General features: G+C 70.9%; 10 protein-coding genes and 1 pseudogene. 1 reads left to right on the top strand and 10 read right to left on the bottom strand.

Translation table 11 applies throughout. The annotated features are described in order from the left end of the window. Positions 1-70: 70 nt before the first annotated feature. The 3 genes from NBZ83_RS04685 to NBZ83_RS04675 form a co-directional block, all read right to left on the bottom strand. Entirely contained in the window at positions 71-2,683 is a 2,613-nt protein-coding gene (locus NBZ83_RS04685; protein ID WP_261574406.1) for a GDSL-type esterase/lipase family protein, read from the bottom strand. A gap of 12 nt (positions 2,684-2,695) precedes the next feature. Then, a complete protein-coding gene (locus NBZ83_RS04680; RefSeq protein WP_261574405.1) occupies positions 2,696-3,898 on the bottom strand; it encodes an acyltransferase family protein in 1,203 nt (400 codons plus the stop codon). Between the two features lie 92 nt (positions 3,899-3,990). Next, positions 3,991-6,411 carry a glycosyltransferase family 2 protein gene (locus NBZ83_RS04675; protein WP_261574404.1) on the bottom strand — a complete coding sequence of 807 codons (2,421 nt, stop codon included), beginning with the start codon at positions 6,409-6,411 and terminating at the stop codon, positions 3,991-3,993. Positions 6,412-7,909: 1,498 nt separating this feature from the next. Here NBZ83_RS04675 and NBZ83_RS04670 point away from each other — a divergent pair. Next, positions 7,910-8,107 (top strand): annotated as a pseudogene (locus NBZ83_RS04670) (IS982 family transposase); the annotation flags it as partial. Here NBZ83_RS04670 and NBZ83_RS04665 read toward each other — a convergent pair. The 7 genes from NBZ83_RS04665 to NBZ83_RS04635 all read right to left on the bottom strand — a co-directional run bounded on the left by NBZ83_RS04665 (position 8,106) and on the right by NBZ83_RS04635 (position 16,761). Next, positions 8,106-9,863, bottom strand: a complete 1,758-nt coding sequence (locus NBZ83_RS04665) for a sugar transferase (protein ID WP_261574403.1) — start codon at positions 9,861-9,863, stop codon at positions 8,106-8,108. The pseudogene NBZ83_RS04670 and the gene NBZ83_RS04665 sit on opposite strands and share 2 nt — an antisense overlap. A 451-nt stretch (positions 9,864-10,314) precedes the next feature. Beyond that, positions 10,315-11,406, bottom strand: coding sequence for a Gfo/Idh/MocA family oxidoreductase (locus NBZ83_RS04660; protein ID WP_261574402.1), 1,092 nt, complete (start codon positions 11,404-11,406; stop codon positions 10,315-10,317). A gap of 8 nt (positions 11,407-11,414) precedes the next feature. Beyond that, positions 11,415-12,281, bottom strand: coding sequence for a phytanoyl-CoA dioxygenase family protein (locus tag NBZ83_RS04655; protein WP_261574401.1), 867 nt, complete (start codon positions 12,279-12,281; stop codon positions 11,415-11,417). A gap of 92 nt (positions 12,282-12,373) precedes the next feature. Beyond that, on the bottom strand, positions 12,374-14,005 hold the full coding sequence (locus NBZ83_RS04650; RefSeq protein ID WP_261574400.1) for an FAD-dependent oxidoreductase: 1,632 nt from the start codon (positions 14,003-14,005) through the stop codon (positions 12,374-12,376). Between the two features lie 48 nt (positions 14,006-14,053). Further along, positions 14,054-14,248 carry a hypothetical protein gene (locus tag NBZ83_RS04645; RefSeq protein WP_041939826.1) on the bottom strand — a complete coding sequence of 65 codons (195 nt, stop codon included), beginning with the start codon at positions 14,246-14,248 and terminating at the stop codon, positions 14,054-14,056. A gap of 10 nt (positions 14,249-14,258) precedes the next feature. Beyond that, positions 14,259-16,340, bottom strand: coding sequence for a hypothetical protein (locus NBZ83_RS04640; protein WP_261574399.1), 2,082 nt, complete (start codon positions 16,338-16,340; stop codon positions 14,259-14,261). Positions 16,341-16,383: 43 nt separating this feature from the next. Next, on the bottom strand, positions 16,384-16,761 hold the full coding sequence (locus NBZ83_RS04635) for a hypothetical protein (protein ID WP_261574398.1): 378 nt from the start codon (positions 16,759-16,761) through the stop codon (positions 16,384-16,386). Positions 16,762-16,767 lie beyond the last annotated feature (6 nt).

Here is a 16,767-nt window from a genome sequence, read left to right as displayed (position 1 = left end):
CATCGCCAGATGACGTGGCCCACGTCCCCGGACCCGAGGCGGCGTCCCCCACCCGAGGATGCGCGTGGAGTCACGGCGTGCTGCGCAGGGTGATGTCGGCCACCGACCACCAGTGGTCACTCACGGCGACGGTGAGTTGCACCCGGACGTAACGAGCAGTCACCGGGGGAAAGGAGATCCTGGCGCGGGGACCGTCGTCGCCGCCGGTCGCGACCGTCCGCCAGGTGGTCCCGTCGAGGGAGACGCGGACCGCATATCCGCGCGGCTGGTCGCCACCGCTGGGGCCGGCGTCGAGGTCGACGCCGCTGACCGGCGTCGGGGTGCGCAGGTCGGCCTGCAACCACATTCCCGGTTCCTGGGGGTAGCCGCTGGTCCAGCGGGTGCCGGGCAGGCCGTCGGCGGCCAGGGCGGGCCCGGTGTCGGTGCAGCAGGCGCTCACCGCGACCGTCGAGGCCGACATTCGGGGTCCAGGCCTGGGCGAGACGGCGGAGTCGGAGGCGGCGAGCAGGCGGCGCACGACCGGCTTGACGGCGGCGTACCAGGCGTCACCGAGCGCGTTGTAGCCGACCTGGTCGGGATGCAGCCCGTCGACGTAGTGGTCGGGTCGGACCACCGAGGACAGGTCGACGACGGAGACGTGCGCGCCGGTGGCCCGGCTGGCGGCGACGACGTCGGGGACCGCCGCGTTGAACTCCGCCCAGGTGGCGTCGTGGCCGTTGTGCATCGGGACGAGCGTCGACACCAGCACGGTGACGCCGGGGCGGGCGGCGAGGACGGTGCGCAGCAGTGCGCCGAGCCGGGCGGTGGCCTGCTGGGCGGTGGCCCCCTCGTTGATGTCGTTGGTGCCGGCCATGAGCAGGACGACGTCGGGCTGGGCTGCGCCGACCCAGCTGGCCGCCTGGCGTTGCAGCGCGTCAAGGCGCCAGCCGGGATGGCCTTCCTCCCGCTGGTCGCCCAGGTCGGGGGGGCCGCCGCGCTGGGAGCCGACGAACACGACCGGCTCCCCGTCGTTCTGTACCAGCCGGTGCCACAGCTGGGTGCGCCAGCCGCCGCTGGTGACGAACCCGTCGACGAGCGAGTCCCCCAGTGGCATCACCCGGATGCGGTTCTGCGTTCCGCCGATCTCACTGCCGGCACCGTCGGCAGCGGACGACGCGGCCCCGATCCGGGGGCCCGGCCAGGAGAACGAGGCCATGGCCCCGGCCGGGACCTTCGCGGTGAACGACACCCGACCGTCGTCGACGGTGACCGCCGCCTCGGCCGTCCCCGGGTTGTAGGCGACCAGCGCGCGCGAGCCGTTCGGATTCACGAAGGCGACGTTCGCCAACCCGCCGGGTCCGGGCGAGGCCGTGTCCACCCGGACGGCACCCGGCCTGGTGATCCTGGCCAGCTGGCCGAGTGCGTAGTACTCGGGGCTGTACTGCACGTTCCCGGTGCGGCGGTCGATCGTGACCAGGCCACGGCAGCTCGGGCAGCCGCCGAGCTTGGGCCCGCCGGTCTCGTCCAACACCACGTTCCAGTAGCTGACCGTGGCGGCACCATTGCGCGTCGCGCCGATCACCATGTTCTGCGCGCTCCAGCGCAGGCTGTCGCCGAACCCCTTCGACCAGGAGCCGCTGGAGCATTCGGTGACGTATTGGGCGAGGTGCGGCGCCTGGCCGCGCAGCACCGCCTGGGCGGAGGGGTCCCCGCCGTAGCAGTGCGAGGCGATCCCGGCAATCCACGGCGCCGCCGCGGGGTCGCTGAGCACCTGCAGGGCATAGGAGCCCAGATCCCAGTTCTGGTCGGAGATCGCTATCCGGGTGTCCAGCCCGGCCGCGCGCAGCGCCGGACCGAGCGCGGCGATCACCGCCGCCTCCTGCTGGGCCGTCATCGGCATGCCGGGATGGTTCGCGAGCGGCGCCAGCGGTTCGTTCAGCGGCGAGATCAGGCTGATCGGCACGCCGCCGTCGGCGTAGGCGCGGGCGTAGGCGGTCAGGTAGGCGGCGAAGGCGGCGGTGTAGTCGGGCCGCAGCGGGCCGCCGGCGGCCCCCGCCAGCGTGCCGCCGGTGCGCATCCAGGCCGGTGCGGTCCAGGGGGTCGCCATCACCCGCAGGTCCGGGTTGAGCTCGCGGGCCTGCCGCAGCAGGGGCAGCACGTGCTGCTCGTCGGAGGTGACGCTGAACCGCCGCAGCTGCGGGTCGCGCTGGCCCGCGGGGACGTCGTCGTAGGTGACGGCGGCGCGGGAGAAGTCGCTGGCGCCGATCGGCTGGCGCAGGAAGCTCAGCCCGGCGCCCGCGTCGGGGTCGAACAGGGAGCGCATCAGCCTGCCGCGCTCGCGCGACGACAGTGCCGTGTCGATCAGGTAGACGGAGGAGTCGGTCAGCGAGGCACCGATTCCCTCCATGACCTGGAAACGCCGGTCCGTGTCGACCCGCAGGACGCCCTCGGCCGCGGCCCGACCGGTCGACGGGGACAGCCGCACGTCCGGCTGACGGTCCAGGTGGCGCGCGCCGTCCGCGGTGGTCAGCCACGCCGAGGCGTGCGGGTGCGCGTCCGGCCCCACCACGCCGAGCACGATGGACACGGCGACGACGGCGGACAGCAGCCCGATCACGGCAACCGCGAACGTGCGAGACCGCGGCCGGGACGCGGCCACGATCGCGCCGAGCTGTGGGATTCGCTGCATGGTCGGTTCGGCCATGATGGGCGTCCGTCAGCCCTCGTGCCGGGGACCGTAGTAGGAACGCAGCCGGCCGTCCGGCTGGAACAGCGCCTTCAGCTCGCCGGAGGGCCTTTCGAGGATGACGTAGCTGAGCCAGCCGAACGGCACGGAGACGGCCACCAGCAGCAACGCCACCCAGGGAAACGCCCTCGCGTGGTGACTCAGCAGGTGGTGGGTGTCGAGGTAGAGCAGGATCGGTTCGTGCCACAGGTAGACGCTGTAGCTGATGGTGCCGGCGAACATCAGGGGGCGCACCGCGAGGATCCGTCGCCACCATGCGCGCGGATGGGCGAACAGCGAGCTGCCGAGCAGCAGCGAGAACGCGATCATGGACAGCATGGTGAACTCGGTCGAGGTCCGGGCGTCCTCGGCCCGGATGGCGCACCCGTAGACGAGGATGGCCAGCGCCACGAGCCGGACGGGGATGAGCCAGACCGCCCGCAGGGCCTGGCTGCCCCACCGGGCGTGGAGGATGGCGAGGAACATCCCCATGGCGAACATCTCCGCCTTGGCCAGGGGGTTGAACCAGATCGCCCATCGATCCGACGGCTGGTGGGCGATGTCGAGCGCCCACCAGTGATACGCCAGCGAGCCGATCAGCATCACGGTGGGCGGCGTCGCGATGACCAGCGCCCGCACCGCCGGGCGGGACCGGGCGGGATCCCAGCGCCGCAGGGCCAGCAGGATGAGCGCGACGGTGACGTAGAAGAAGATCTCCACCGAGAGCGACCAGGCCGGGCCGATGGTGTAGAAGATGCGGCGGCTGTCGAAGACCTGGGTGAAGGTGAGGTGCTCCACCAGGTCGCGCCAGTCGCCGGGCAGGTCGGGGTTGCGGTAGGTCCAGACCAGCAAGGTCGCGAACCAGTACAGCGGCAGGATGCGCACGGCGCGGCGCAGCAGGAAGACCCGCGGGCTTCCCACCCGCCGCCCGGCGAGGACCTGGCGTGCCGCCGGGGCGTAGAGCAGGAAGCCTGACAGCAGGAGGAACAGGCTGACGAGGCCGTCGAGGTTGAGCATCACATGGCCGAGCGCCGTCCCGGCGTACGCGTAGCCGTCGGGGGTCGAGCCGGCCGCGTCCCCGCCGGCGCCCTCGCGGCAGAACTGGTAGGCGTGGAAGACCACGACCCCCAGGGCGGCGATTCCCCGATATCCCTCGAGGTCGTCCATGCGCGCCAGCGCTCCCGGCGCAGGCATCGGCGACGTCGGCGCCGTGGACGTTGTGGGCGCCGTGGACGTTGTGGGCGCCGTGGACGTTGTGGGCGCCGTGGACGTTGTGGGCAGGCCGGTCACGCTGATTCCCGCTGGTAGGCCGGGCTGGGCACGGGCACCTGGCGCGGGGTGACCCGCCACTGGCGCTCCCCTCCTATTTCCTTGATCTGGGCCACTCGGGCCAGGGCGTTCTTGTACTCGGTGTAGAAGAGACCGGCGAACAGGGCGTAGCCAAGGAACCATCGACGGCGCCGGCGCACATCCGGGTGGGCGAGCAGGTAGGCGAAGACGCTTTGCGCCACGCCGACTCCCGTCGTGACCAGCGTGAGGAACAGGAAGAACGGCATGGCCCAGTGCACGCCCCGCCCGGGAACCGGGTGCAGCAGCAGATAGCCCAGCAGCGGAAAGATCTGGATGGAGATCCACGGGTAGAGCTCGCGCCAGCCGAGCAGGAAGGCGGCGCCGGCCTTCTGCCGGCGATTCAGGGCGGGAGAGGCCAGCGCCGCGCCGAAGTACTTCCGCGAGACCTGGAACCAGCCCTGCGCCCAGCGCAGCCGTTGGCGGGTCAGCGCCCGTAGCGTGGTCGGCGCCAACTCGAAGGAGAGCAGCGCCGGATCGGAGGCGATGCGAACACCGGCGAGGATGGAGCGGACCGAGGAATCTATGTCCTCGGTGAGCATGCGGGGTCGCATCCGGACGCGGCGCAGAATGTCGGTCCGCCAGTATCCGTTGGAACCACCGAAGATGCCGAAGCCGTGCAGTTTCGCCCGCCCCGGGTGGCCCACCGCGTACATGGACTCGAATTCCACCGCGACCATGCGCGACAACCAGCTCGCACCGCCGTTACGGATGACGCAGTGGCCCTGCACGATGTCGTAGGAGTCGGCCAGCCACCGCCACGCCCGCGTCAGCGAGTCCGCCGCCGGATGGTGGTCGGCGTCGAAGACGCCGGTGAAGTAGCCGGTGGCGATTCCGAGGGCGGCGTTGACGTTCTGGGCCTTCGAGGTGCTGCCGGACACCCTGAGCACCACCAGCCGGGGATGATCGCGTGCCATTTCCTGCAGCACGGACTCGACCGGCAGCGAATGGGGGGTGTTGTAGGCGAGGATCACCTGGAGGGGCCCGGCGTAGTTGATGCGCAGGAACGCCTCGAGGGTGTCGATGATCGTCGCCGACTCGTTCGGCAGGTACGCGGCGATGATGACCGTGGCCGGCGGCGGATCTCCCGGTGGGAGCGCCGGAGGCCGGACCGGGTCGAGCGCGAGCAGGCCTTCGACGTAGATCGACCCGGCGGTCCCGACCAGCGCGAGCACGATGAAGGCGTAGACGGGGCCGAGGACGTCGACGCCGAACTGGGCCGTGAGCGTGTAGTAGAGGTAGGGCAGGCCGAGCGCGAGGACGAAGCTGAGCAGCGCCTGCGCGGCGGTCGACCCGATGGCGCGCCCGGCCCCCCGCCAGGCTGCCGTCGCCCGTGCACGCGCTGACCGCCCGGTGGGCGCCGCGTCCCGTCGGCCCACCGCCCCGGCATCGGCAGGGAGCTCTCCATGGGCGCCGGCCCCCTCCCCCGGCGGCTCCCAGGTGCAGGGCTCCAGATCGAGGCGACTGGCCGCGGTCGCGGCGGCGGCCCTGGCCCGGCCGATCAGCACGGCCGGATCCGCCCGGCTCACGCCGACCAGGCCGACGGCGGGGGTGATGCGCAGATGCTCCTCGGCGTCCCCGACTCTCACCGTGAAGGACCGGCTCGCCAGCGCGGCGTTGAGCTGTTCGAGCTGCTTGCGGACCCGGGCGGCCGGCGCCGCCGGCAGGACCCACAGCAGCTCGCCGCTGCCGCGCAGAGCCGGCTGCTTGGCCAAGCCCAGTTCCGCGACGGTGACGTCGCGGACCCGGCCGACCAGCTCCCAGGTTGCCTGCGCCCCGAGGCGCTCGCGCACCCGCCCCAGCTCACTGACCCGCAGGCAGACCAGCACCCCCTCCCGCCCGACCAGGCGCAGCCGCCGACCACCGCCCTGCTGGACGGCGACGTCGTCGAAGATGTCCTCGTCCTCGAGGGCGAGTTGCGCCAGCCCCCGCCGGTTGCGTTCGACCCGGCGCTGGATGCTGGCGACGAGGCGGCGGCCGACCGCGTCGAGATCATGCATGGTCAACCGCCCCGGCTGCGTCACCTGCTCATCACCGACGCCACCGACCGGCGGTGTCGCCAGCCGATCGGTCGGCGGGATCAGGGGCATGTCGCTACGGCGCGCGGCCGGGATGAGTCCGGCGACCAGCTCCTGGTTGATGACAATCTCGTTGGTGACGGACTGATCGTTCTCGCCTGGCAGCGCGACGCGCACCGCCAGCCCGTGATCCTGGAGCAGGTCGGCGAGGTACTCCGACTCGTTGCGGTCTCGTAAGGAGACGCGAATCCACAGGCCGGTCGATGCCGCGTCGGCGGCGACCGGCGGCTGGGCGGCACGAACGCGGTGACGGCCGGCGGCGCCTCCGGCCTCAGCATTCACGACGAACCCTCCGGCGAATCGCCGACGTCCGCCGCCGAATCGGCGGTGTCACTGGTATCGCCGCACGGGAATGACAGAAAAAGGTAGGCATATCCTCCCCCGATATGGCCTCTGCGCGTTTCCCTCGAAACCTGAGGTCAGGCTGCCAATAGCTCGTTCTAACGAACCGCCGGCAGCCTCCGCAGACGAAGACCGGCTTGACGCCACCGTGGCCGACCCAGCCACCCCGTGCCGCAAAAAGGAACGCGACCCTCAGCAGGTTCAGTACCGTGCCGCCCGCATCCACCTTACGACCGAGACACCTCCACATACGACCATCAATACGCACGACGACCATCTGTGGCCCACATCACGCCAAACTGTGTAATCCTGTAAATGAAATTCGCGACAGTACCACTGACACCCTTGTTGGACATTGATTATATCCACTGGCATATCGGCCAAAAGCGGCCATGAACGGACGTATGGCATCCAGCGATACACGCCATCACCGACCCAGATATTCGCAGGTCGGAGTTGCTTCCTAATTCCATTACGCACTATCTTGATAGCGCGGTATAGAAATCCAGCGAATAGAGTCTAATTGCAGCGGGTCAGGCCTCCCCGATATGGCCTCTACACAGTTAGATCGGAGTCCCGAGAAATACTGCCGCCGGCTCGATGCTCACGAACCGCCGCTAGGGCGCGTATCTGGTTGTGGTCAGGGGATGGTCCGCGTGGAGTTCCTTGATCTGGATCCGTCGAGGAGTGGAGTCGGTGGCCGGTGAGGCAGCCGCCAGGGTCTGGTTCCAGCCGGGGCGTCGAGCCGTGCCGATCCGATTGGTGGGGATGATGCCGCTCCCGGTGGTGGTGCGGGTGGTTGCAGGAGGTTGATGACGGTTGCGGACACACGGACTGGGATTCACCTCCTGTAACTGCCGGCTGGCTGACTGAAGGTGGGGTCGAGCGATCTTCGTGACGTTACGTGATCACGCAGGTCAGGAGGTGTGTGAAGGGTGGCCTGGGCCGCGGGCCGCTTTCGTCCTTGATGGGCGCTGTCGTCGCGCTTGTTCCGGGCGGGGGAGTTGCGGAGGCTGCGCCTGTGTTGTCCGGTGCCGCGGAACACCAAGATCGCCCTACTGGCATCGGGGTTGGGATGCGTGGGGCGGTTCCGCGGAACACCATGATCGAAAATGGATCGGGGGAGCCCGCGCGAACCACCTTCTGATCACAACCGAATACGCGCCCTGGTGCCGAAAACCGGAGACGCCGGTGACACCCTCGGCGAGCGACGACCGCGCCGCGAAACCGCTCCGGCGGCGGGTAGCGGCGTTTCCCGCCCTGTGGGCACCCTGGACGAGTAAGTCCGAAGCCTGGGCCGACGGTGGCCGGGCATGGAGAGAGGGCTTCCAAGATCGTGGTGTGGCACAGGGCTTGGAAACCCTCTTGACCGCACTGCACGTGAAGATCGACAACCCGATTGGTGCCCGTCGGTGGACGCGTAGGCCACCCTGGCTGTCCGACGCCGAACTGTGGGATGTCCCGCCTGACGGTGCGCCGGTCGGACCTGGCCGGCTGGGCCGGTTACGGCTACTGCGCCTCGCACTCCCAGTTCCTCTGGGGGCTGTGGCTGTATCTGGTCTGCACTCCAACGGGCATGCCGATCCCGTGGGCGCTGGGGAACCCGAAGATCGGGGACCGGCCGTCTCGGCGGATCAGTAGGCTCCCTCGCGGCGCAGCACCGCGAACATCGTCCGCCAGAGGATGTAGAAGTCCATCGCCAGTGACCAGTTCTGCACGTAGCGCAGGTCGAGACGCACCGACTCGTCCCACTCCAGATCCGACCGGCCGCTGATCTGCCACAGGCCGGTCAGGCCGGGCTTCACCATCAGCCGGCGGTGCACGTCATCCTCGTAGCGAGCAACCTCCGCCGGCAGCGGTGGCCGCGGGCCGACCAGCGACATGCTGCCCCCCACGACGTTGAAAAGCTGCGGCAGCTCGTCCATCGACCACTTGCGTAGGAACTTCCCGACCCGGGTGATCCGCGGGTCGTCGCGCATCTTGAACAGCAGGCCCTCGGCCCGCTCGTTGTGGGACTCCAGCTCTGCCTTGCGCTGCTCGGCGTCGACGTACATCGATCTGAACTTGTACATCGTGAAGTGCTCGCCACTGCGGCCCACCCGCACCTGCCGGAAGATCGCCGGTCCCCGACTGGTCAGCCGGACGGCCAACGCGAGGGCGACCAGCAGCGGCGCGCACAGTAGCAGGATCCCCGCGGCCACGCTCCGGTCGAACAGACTCTTCATCGCGCGCCGGGCGCCGCTGAGTTCCGGCTCCTCGACGTGCAGCAGCGGTAGCCCGGCGACCGGGCGGATCGAGATGCGCGGCCCGGTCACGTCGGTCAGCGCGGAGGAGACCAAGACGTCGACCTCGCTGCCCTCCAACATCCACAGCAACCGCCGCAGGCGGTCACCGTCCATCTGCGGGCTGATCGCGACGGTCGTCGCCGCGGTCTGCGCGATGGCGGTGTGCAGGCTCTCCGGGGTCCCGACGATCGGTACTCCCAGCAGGTCGAAACCGCCGCGCTCCGGCGAGTCATGGCTGTGCCGGCCCGGCGACCGGTCGAGGACGACTCCGACGACCGACCAGCCCGCGGTCGGCTCGCGCTGCGCGATCCGGATCATGGACGCTGCGGACTCCCCCGCGCCGATGACCAGCACGCGGTGCAGACAGCGGCCCGTCCGGCGCAGCCGGTGCAGGCCGGCTCGCGCACCGCCCCGCAGCGCCACCGTCAGTAACAGCGCGGCGGGGAACGCGATCAGTACGTAAGCTCTGGCGAGCTCGGCCTTGGTCGCGTAGGAGACGACCGCCACGACCGCGGTGAGCTGGGCCGCGGCGTTGAGCACGCGCCGGAACTCCTCGGAGCCCCCGCCGAGGAAGCGGCTCTCGTATGCGCGTCCGAAGAACATCGACAGGACCCAGGCGAGCGGCAGCAGGACCGACATCAGGATGTAGGGCCGCGCGGACACCGGCTTGAGATCGAACTCGACCAGTCCGCCGAACCGGACCAGATAGGCCACCCCCACCGCCACCACGCAGGCCAGGGCGTCGGTGGCGATCAGCAGCCGAGTGTAGGGACGCTCCCAGGGAACCCTGGCCCGGTAGCCGAGATTGCCTCGCGCGCCCGGATCGGGCAGGTCGGCGACCGAGGGGCCGAGCCCGCCGGGCGGCTTGGGCGCGGTGGCGATCCCGCCGGCGCCGCGCTGGGCCCGGTCGGGGTCGCGACGGCCGACGCGACCGATCGTCGGCGCCGGCGCGGGAACATCGCCGACCACCACCGCCAACTGGGCACGCTGATTCGGTATCCGCCGGCCGGACCGACTCCGCGCGACGGGCGTCGCCCCGAGCGTCGCTGCTCCGGCCGGGACCGCCGCCCGGCCGTCGGGCCGGCGGCCGCCATCACGCTGGGTCACTGCGTAGCCCCCGGCCGATCCTGAGCATCACTGAAGACAGTGTCCGTCACTAGGAAAACCCCCCGCGGTCACGACTTCTTCGGACAGGCCTAAAGCCCGACGGGAGGACGACCGACCGGGGTGTGTGCCACGTCAGCGCATGACGGCAACACCCGCTGTGCCGATCGACGAACCCCCCACTGGTGCACGTCGCACCACCGGTGTGTCGGACCCCCATCCGGCCGGCACCGTGCGTGCATACCGACTCTAACGTCCGGGCATGAAGCGATCCATCGGACCTCGGTGGAATGCGTCATGCGCGTGACAAAAATTGCGGTAGGTCCGAATCGCTTGAGCCGGTACACCCCGCCTGCCTACCGAACGCCGATCCGGCCCGGCTACGAGGTTTTCTGGCCGACGATAAGCCGGAAATGCAAATAGAAAGCATGATATATCCGGACTCCGCGAGCAGTCACGCGGGCTCTCGCCTCCGTGTCCCGCCCCGACGTGCCGCCGGCCTGGCGACGATGCCCCGAGCCCAGGCCAATCCGGCGAACATGTCGTCCAAGCCATCGACGATGTTGCGGCCCGCGCCCGCCACCGGGTCGACGAGCAGCGGGCTCGTGCGCAGGACGGCCGTCGTCAGGTGGTCGTAAAGCGCCTCCTGGTAGGTGTACCGGGAGTGGAAGGCCTCTCCCGTCACCGCCGCGAGCACCTCCAGCAGGCCGCAGGTCTTCAGGGCGTTGAACAGGCTGCGGTCGGGCACCTCGGCGTCGAGCAGGGCGGGCAGCGCCGGCAGGTCGAGCTCGAGGCCGTCGAGAAGATAGCCGTCGGGCCGGGCGTCCCCGCGGGGCCGCAGCACGTGCACTGGGCCGTGCCCGCCGCCCACCTGCGCGGAGTCCGTGATCACCCCTTTCTCGCCCGTGATCGTCGTCGTCCCCCGGGCCTGGTCGTACGGCTCGAAGATGCGGCCCCGCACCCCATGCCTCAGCCGGAAGCCGAAGTGCACGTCGGCGCCGACCCGCCGCCGGGTGGCCACGGTGACGTGGTCGAAGTCGGCCAGCGACCGGATGAGGGCGAGGCCGTGATAGCGGTAGCCGGAGTGCGCGAGTTCCACCGAGCGCACCTCGCCGATCAGGCCGTCGGCGACCGCGCGGCGGGCGAGGGTCCACTGCGGGTAGTTCATGTAGTCCTCGGCCACGACCACCCGGGCGAACGCCCGCAGGGTCGCCATCGCCGGCAGGTGAGCGGCCTGTCCGAACACCGGAGTGTCCAGGACGACCGTGAGCTGGGCTGCCCGCTCGGCGAGTTCGCGCAGGACCGCACGCACCGCCGTCGTGGAGACCGAGACGACGACCGTGTCGACCGTTTCAAGGACCGCCGCCGGCGAGTCCACCACCGGTACCCCCCAGGGCGAGGCCGCGCGTTCGGCATGCTCCCGGGTGCGCGACCACAGCCCGACGAGCTCGAACTGGTCCCGGCGCTGCGCGAACGCCGGCAGGAAGTTGTTCCGGATCCGGCGCCCGGACCCGATGATCAGGACCCGGCGCCGGCCCGCCCCCATGGCCGCCATCAGCCGACCGGCAGTCGGTACTTGACCGCGCTGACGCGATGCCAGAGGGCGTCCGCGCGGGTGACCTCGACCACGGAGTTGGGCACGAGATCGGCCGCAGGCGAGAGCGTGGTAGCCGGATCCGCCGGCTGCGGAAGCTGGCGCGCCGCGCCCGGCCCGCTCCGCCCGACACCGAACAGGAAGCCGAGGTACTCGTCCGCCGGGTTGACCGCCGTGCGGGCGTGGGCGAACTCGGGCAGCTCGATCCGGTCGTTCGGCAGCGACGTGGACTGGATCGACAGCTTGAGCACGCGCCGGCGGACGGGGCTGAGGTTCGGTGTCGCGCGGTGGTAGAAGGAACGGTTCCACACGAAGGCGGTGCCGGCCCGTCCCTGCACCACGACCGAACGGTTGCCGGCCGCGATGGCATGCGCCGGCGGCAGCGTCCTGAGCTCGAAGCCACCGGATCCGCTCGCGACGTCGGTCAGGTAGACGAAGATGCTGATGTACTGGGGCGCCACCGTGGGATCGAACAGCCGGATCGTCTCGGTGTCCCGGTGCCAGCCGTTGAGGCGCCCCGCGTGGATGTGCGACCGTTCCTGATTCGCCGCGGTCTCGTAGACGTGGCAGTGGTACAGCACCGCGTCGGGGATAAGCGCACGGATCACTTGGCGCAGCCGCTCGGAGAACAGCTTCTCGACGATCCCGAGCGCGACGAGCCGGTCCGCGCCAACGTAGGACCGCGCCTGATCCGCCTTCTCGGCGAACTCCCGGTCGAGGGTCTCGTTCCACCGCGCCACGGTCTGCGGCGGGTAGAGATCCGCGACCGAGAAAATGCCCGCGGTCCGCAATCGGGCGCGGTAGTCCGCAGCCTGCCCGGTATTCACATCATCCTCCTTCTACGTCGTTCTTCTACGTTGTGTCCTGGAAGTGTCGCGGCCTGGAAGTGTCGCGGCCTGGAAGTGTCGCGGCCTGGAAATCAGGTGGCGGCGGCCGGCAGCGGCATGCGCAGCCTTTGCAGGGCCGCCCGGATCTCGGCATAGGCGATGTCCTGGACGGCCACGCCGCGGCGGATTCCCATGCCGGCGGCGATGGCCGCCACCTGGCCGAGCATCATCAACACCGGCTCCATCCGCAGCGACGACCAGGCCACGTGGGAGGAGGAGACGCAGACCGGCACAACGAGATTCACGCACTCCTGCCGCCGCGGCAGGATCGAGCGCAGCGACACCGCCCACGGGCCGGGCACGGGAACGTCGACGCCGCCCTCGTTGACGAGGCAGTTGTTCGCCACGACCCGCTGCACGGCGTGCGAGTCGACCTTGTAGGACGCGTAGGCGATCGGGTCGGGGCAGTGGCGGGCGCCCGACGCGTCGCCCTCCGTCGCAACGTAGTCACTGACCATCCGCCTGGCCTCGCGCACGTAGAGCTGGCGCGGCCAGTTGTCGCTGTCCACGAACTCGTCGGCAGCGAGGCCGAGGGAACGGGCCTGGGTGCGCTGCCAGGCCGGAACGGCGGGATCGTTCGCGAGGAACCAGAGCAGGCCCTGCTGGTAGGTGAGGTGATCCTGGTAGATCTGCTCGCGGCGCGCGTAGTCGGCGGTCGCCCAGTTCGTCGAGCCGCCCACCAGGTTGGTGGAGACCGGGCCGCTGTTGTTGAGGTCGTACTTCCGCCCCGGAAGCTCGACCATGAAGGACATCACGTTCCGGTTCCCGGCGGCCAGGTAGCGGCGGTGCAGCTCGTAACGCTCGGGGTCGTAGCCCGCCGGCTTCGGGAACGGCCGCGCGTTCGCCCCGGCGTGGGCCAGGCAGAGCCGGAAACAGAAGTCCATGCCGAACGGGCTTTGCTGGCCCGTCACCCCCAGCCCGTTCGCCGAGACGTCGGGCAGCAGGCCGCTGGTCGGATCGCCGTCGCGGCGGTAGGGACTGACGCAGGAGAGGAAGGTCGAGCCGGCCGGGCGGTTCTGCACGCCGTTGAGGGTCTCGCCGTACTCGCTGTTGGACTCCCGCCCGGTCACGAAGGCGACGCGCGCCGCGGCCAGCAGGTCTCCTTCGTAGCTGGCGTCGACGAAGGCGTTCGCCCGGTGGGTGCCACCGCCGTCGGTGTTGATCCAGCGGATCTTGTTTCCGCTGAGCACGACCTCGGCGAGCCGCTGGCGGGTCACGACCCGTACGCCCACCTTCTTCAGGACCGCGACGAAGACGTCACGGGCGACGTGCGGCTCGAAGTTGTAGACCGGTCCGGTCGAGCGGTAGTGCTCGCCGATGGCGACGAAGATCTCCCGGGCGAACCCGCCGATGGTCGAGGTGTAGCCGGTGTCCGAGGCGGACAGGCCACCCGACATCATCCCGCCGATCTCGTCGTCGAAGGCCAGCAGCGTGGTGCGCAGGCCCATCCGCCGAGCCTGGACGGCCGCGGCGATCCCCGCCGGGGTCGCCCCGTAGACGCAGAGGTCGGCGTCCGTGCGGGGCGCCTGACCGTTGTCGATCGGGCCGAGGTAACGCGCCCGCGAGTCCTTGTGGTCATCGCCGCATCCCGCCAATGCCAGCGACCCTGCCGCGCTCAGTCCCAGCAGGAGGATCTCCCGCCGGCTGCGGCCACGCCCGCTCATCGCCGACGCTCCCGGCCGCGGTGCCACGTCTCACCCAGCTGCCGGGTCTCACCCATGCGACACCCGCACCCAGCAGGCGGCGAAGGCCGCCACGGCGACCACCGGGAGACCGACGTTCATCAGCCGGCCGACCCCCCGGGCGCGGGAGGACCGCGCCTCGCGCAGCAGATCCACGCCGATCGCGAGACCCGCCGCCAGGCAGACGAGCACCAGCCCGATCCGAATCACATTGTGCTGGTCCATCGACCCTCCCTCACCCTTCCTGGTCCACCGAGAGCACCGGGCGGGTCGACGCGTCCACGCGCGATGTCCGAAGTCCGCCGTCGACCCCGCGCGCGAGAATGATCGCGTCCGGACTGTTCCGGATGCGGTGATAGCCGGCGGACCGTTCCAGAGATGCCGCGTCCGCCGCCGCCCACTTCTCGGGACGGGATTCCGACTCCCGGCCGTACGCGTCCTGCGCCCGCGTGATCAGAATGTAGTCGGGCTTCAACTGCAGAGCGCACTGGTACGGATCGACGACCGGTTTGCACTTGCTCTCCAGATTTACCAACGAAACCCGGCCGAGGTCGTCGTTCTGACCCGGGAAGAAACCGTTGAGAACGCCGATGGTACTGCCCGCGGGAGCCAGGTCGTAGAGCTCCTGGGTGGCCGCGACCTCCTCGTGGGAAAACCAGACGAACTCCTCGTTTCCCCCCCGGCAGATGAGCTGCACCGCGACCGCCCCGGTGCACACGACGAGCAGGAGGGCCGACAGGCGCCGGGAGAGCTCCGGCCGCGGCGGGCGGGCCCGCCGGATGCGCATCTGGACGGTGTCCTCGCCGGAACCGGCCGTCTGGGCGCGCGGGCGCCGGCGGGCCAGGCCGCCGCGGCGGCGGCGGCGGGCGGGCGCGCCGAAGTCGGGGTCGGGCGCGGGCAGGAAGGCCGCGGCGCACAGGGCGCACAGGAACGGCAGCGCGAACAGGTAGGCCCGCAGCAGCGCCTCGCCGCCGTAGGACTGCAACGCCAGCAGTCCGAACGGCGCAATGGCCGCGGCCTGTGCGACCGCACCGAGCCGCCAGCGCCGCCGCCGCAGGGAGCCGACCGCGGCGCCGGCGAAGAGCACACCGACCACCACGATGCGCAGGAACGCGATCCGCAGGTGGGTCGGCGAACCCTGCACCCGGTTCGACAGGGTCTGGTTGACCGTGCCGCCGACCCCGCCCACGTCACCGGTGACGACCGACAGGTGGCCGCTCCAGAAGTCGACCGCACCGAACGTGAAGTAGCCGACGAACAGGATCGGCACCAGCAGGACGAGCCCCCGCCCGCGCAGCCGGCCGGTGAGCAGCAGGCTCACGAGCAGCAGCGTCAGCAGCGGCGGGGAGAGCTGGTGGCTGGCCACGACAGCGAAGGCGAGGACGGCCGCGCACCCCAGCAACGCCATCTGCTCGCGCGGCCCCAGGGCCGGCGGGGGCGGTTCGAGCAGCGCGCGCAGCCGGTCACGCCGCCCGCGCGCCGCGCCGCCGCTCGCACTCCTGCCGACCGCAGTCCCGCCGACCGCAGTCCCGCCGACCGCAGTCCCGCCGACCACGGGAGCGCGCCGCCCGCTCGTGCGCAGCGCGATCACGAGCACCACCAGCGACAGCAGGTACGCCGTCCCCTGCGGGGAGAGGTACTCCTGGTCCGCCCAGTCGGCGCAGAGAAACAGCCACAGCGCGAGCCAGGTCGCCCGGCGGCTCAGCCCGAGCTCGCGGAAGATCATCGCAAGGCAGGGCAGGTAGGCGAGCATGAACACCACGGACGCGTACAGCAGCAGGTGGCTGGCGTCGCCGACACCGGCGGTGTTCATCAGCACGGCGACGCCGGCGAAGAACCCCGGCCAGGAGAACCGTGCGTCGTAGTGGTGGAGCACGGTGCCGTTGTCGTGGATGTAGTTGATGAAGCCCGCGTGCCGCCACGAGGTGGGCAGCCGGGAAGTCTGCTCGACGACGGGGGACACCCCGTAGATCGCTACCACCAGCGCGCAGGTCGCGGACGCCAGCAGCCAGGTCCGCGGGCGGGCGGCGCCGAGTTCCCAGACGAAGGCGGCGGCGAGCGCCACGATGCCGGCCACGTAACGCCAGTCGAGGGCGTCGACGATGCCGAGCGCGCCGATCTGGTGCGGATCCGCGGCGGCCATCCCCCAGCCGATGAGCACGGCGGCCACGGCGAGCAGCGCCACCGGCGCGGGACCGCGCGTCTGCCCGGGCGCCGCCGGCGCGGTCCGGCCCGCCGGGGCGCCGCGGTCGAGGTCGGTGGCTCCCGCCAGCTCCCCCGCTCCCTTCCCCGGTCGCGTGTACGCATCCGTCGTCACGAGAGACCCACCCCGCCACCGCGGGCACCGGGACACGCCGCGGTCACGCTCCGCTCCCCCGCAGGCCGTCCCGCACCGAGCCGGCCCGCTCCGAGCCCGCCCGAGCCGCCGACGGACGCCCCCGCCAGAAGTCGACGGCCAGCGCCGCCAGCGAGACGAGCGCGAGGACGACTACCAACCCGAGGGGATGCCACGCGTCGGACCAGAGCATGAGCTGGGCGCCGACGATGGTCAGCGCCACGGACAGTGCCCCGCCCACGCAGGCGAGCAGGACCGGGCTGTCCAGGCGGGTGAGCAGGAGCAGCGGGACGCCGGGAATCGTCGCATGGAAGGCGAGGGCCAGCACGACCCGCACCACTCCCCCGGTGTCCGCCGCCTCCAGCAGGGGGACCAGCACGCTGAGCAGCCCCAGGACGGTCACCCGGAC

It is taken from the genome of Frankia gtarii (genome assembly GCF_025403375.1).
In the GTDB taxonomy this organism is placed as follows: Bacteria; Actinomycetota; Actinomycetes; order Frankiales; family Frankiaceae; genus Frankia; species Frankia gtarii.
The sequence above is the reverse complement of the archived record's forward strand: the minus strand, read 5'-3'. Positions and strand labels throughout refer to the sequence as shown.

Coding starts and splice junctions, on each gene's coding strand:
- NBZ83_RS04685 (WP_261574406.1), bottom strand. CDS start 2,683: ATGGCCGAACCGACCATGCAGCGAATCCCACAGCTCGGCGCGATCGTG.
- NBZ83_RS04680 (WP_261574405.1), bottom strand. CDS start 3,898: ATGCCTGCGCCGGGAGCGCTGGCGCGCATGGACGACCTCGAGGGATAT.
- NBZ83_RS04660 (WP_261574402.1), bottom strand. CDS start 11,406: ATGGGGGCGGGCCGGCGCCGGGTCCTGATCATCGGGTCCGGGCGCCGG.
- NBZ83_RS04650 (WP_261574400.1), bottom strand. CDS start 14,005: ATGAGCGGGCGTGGCCGCAGCCGGCGGGAGATCCTCCTGCTGGGACTG.
- NBZ83_RS04645 (WP_041939826.1), bottom strand. CDS start 14,248: ATGGACCAGCACAATGTGATTCGGATCGGGCTGGTGCTCGTCTGCCTG.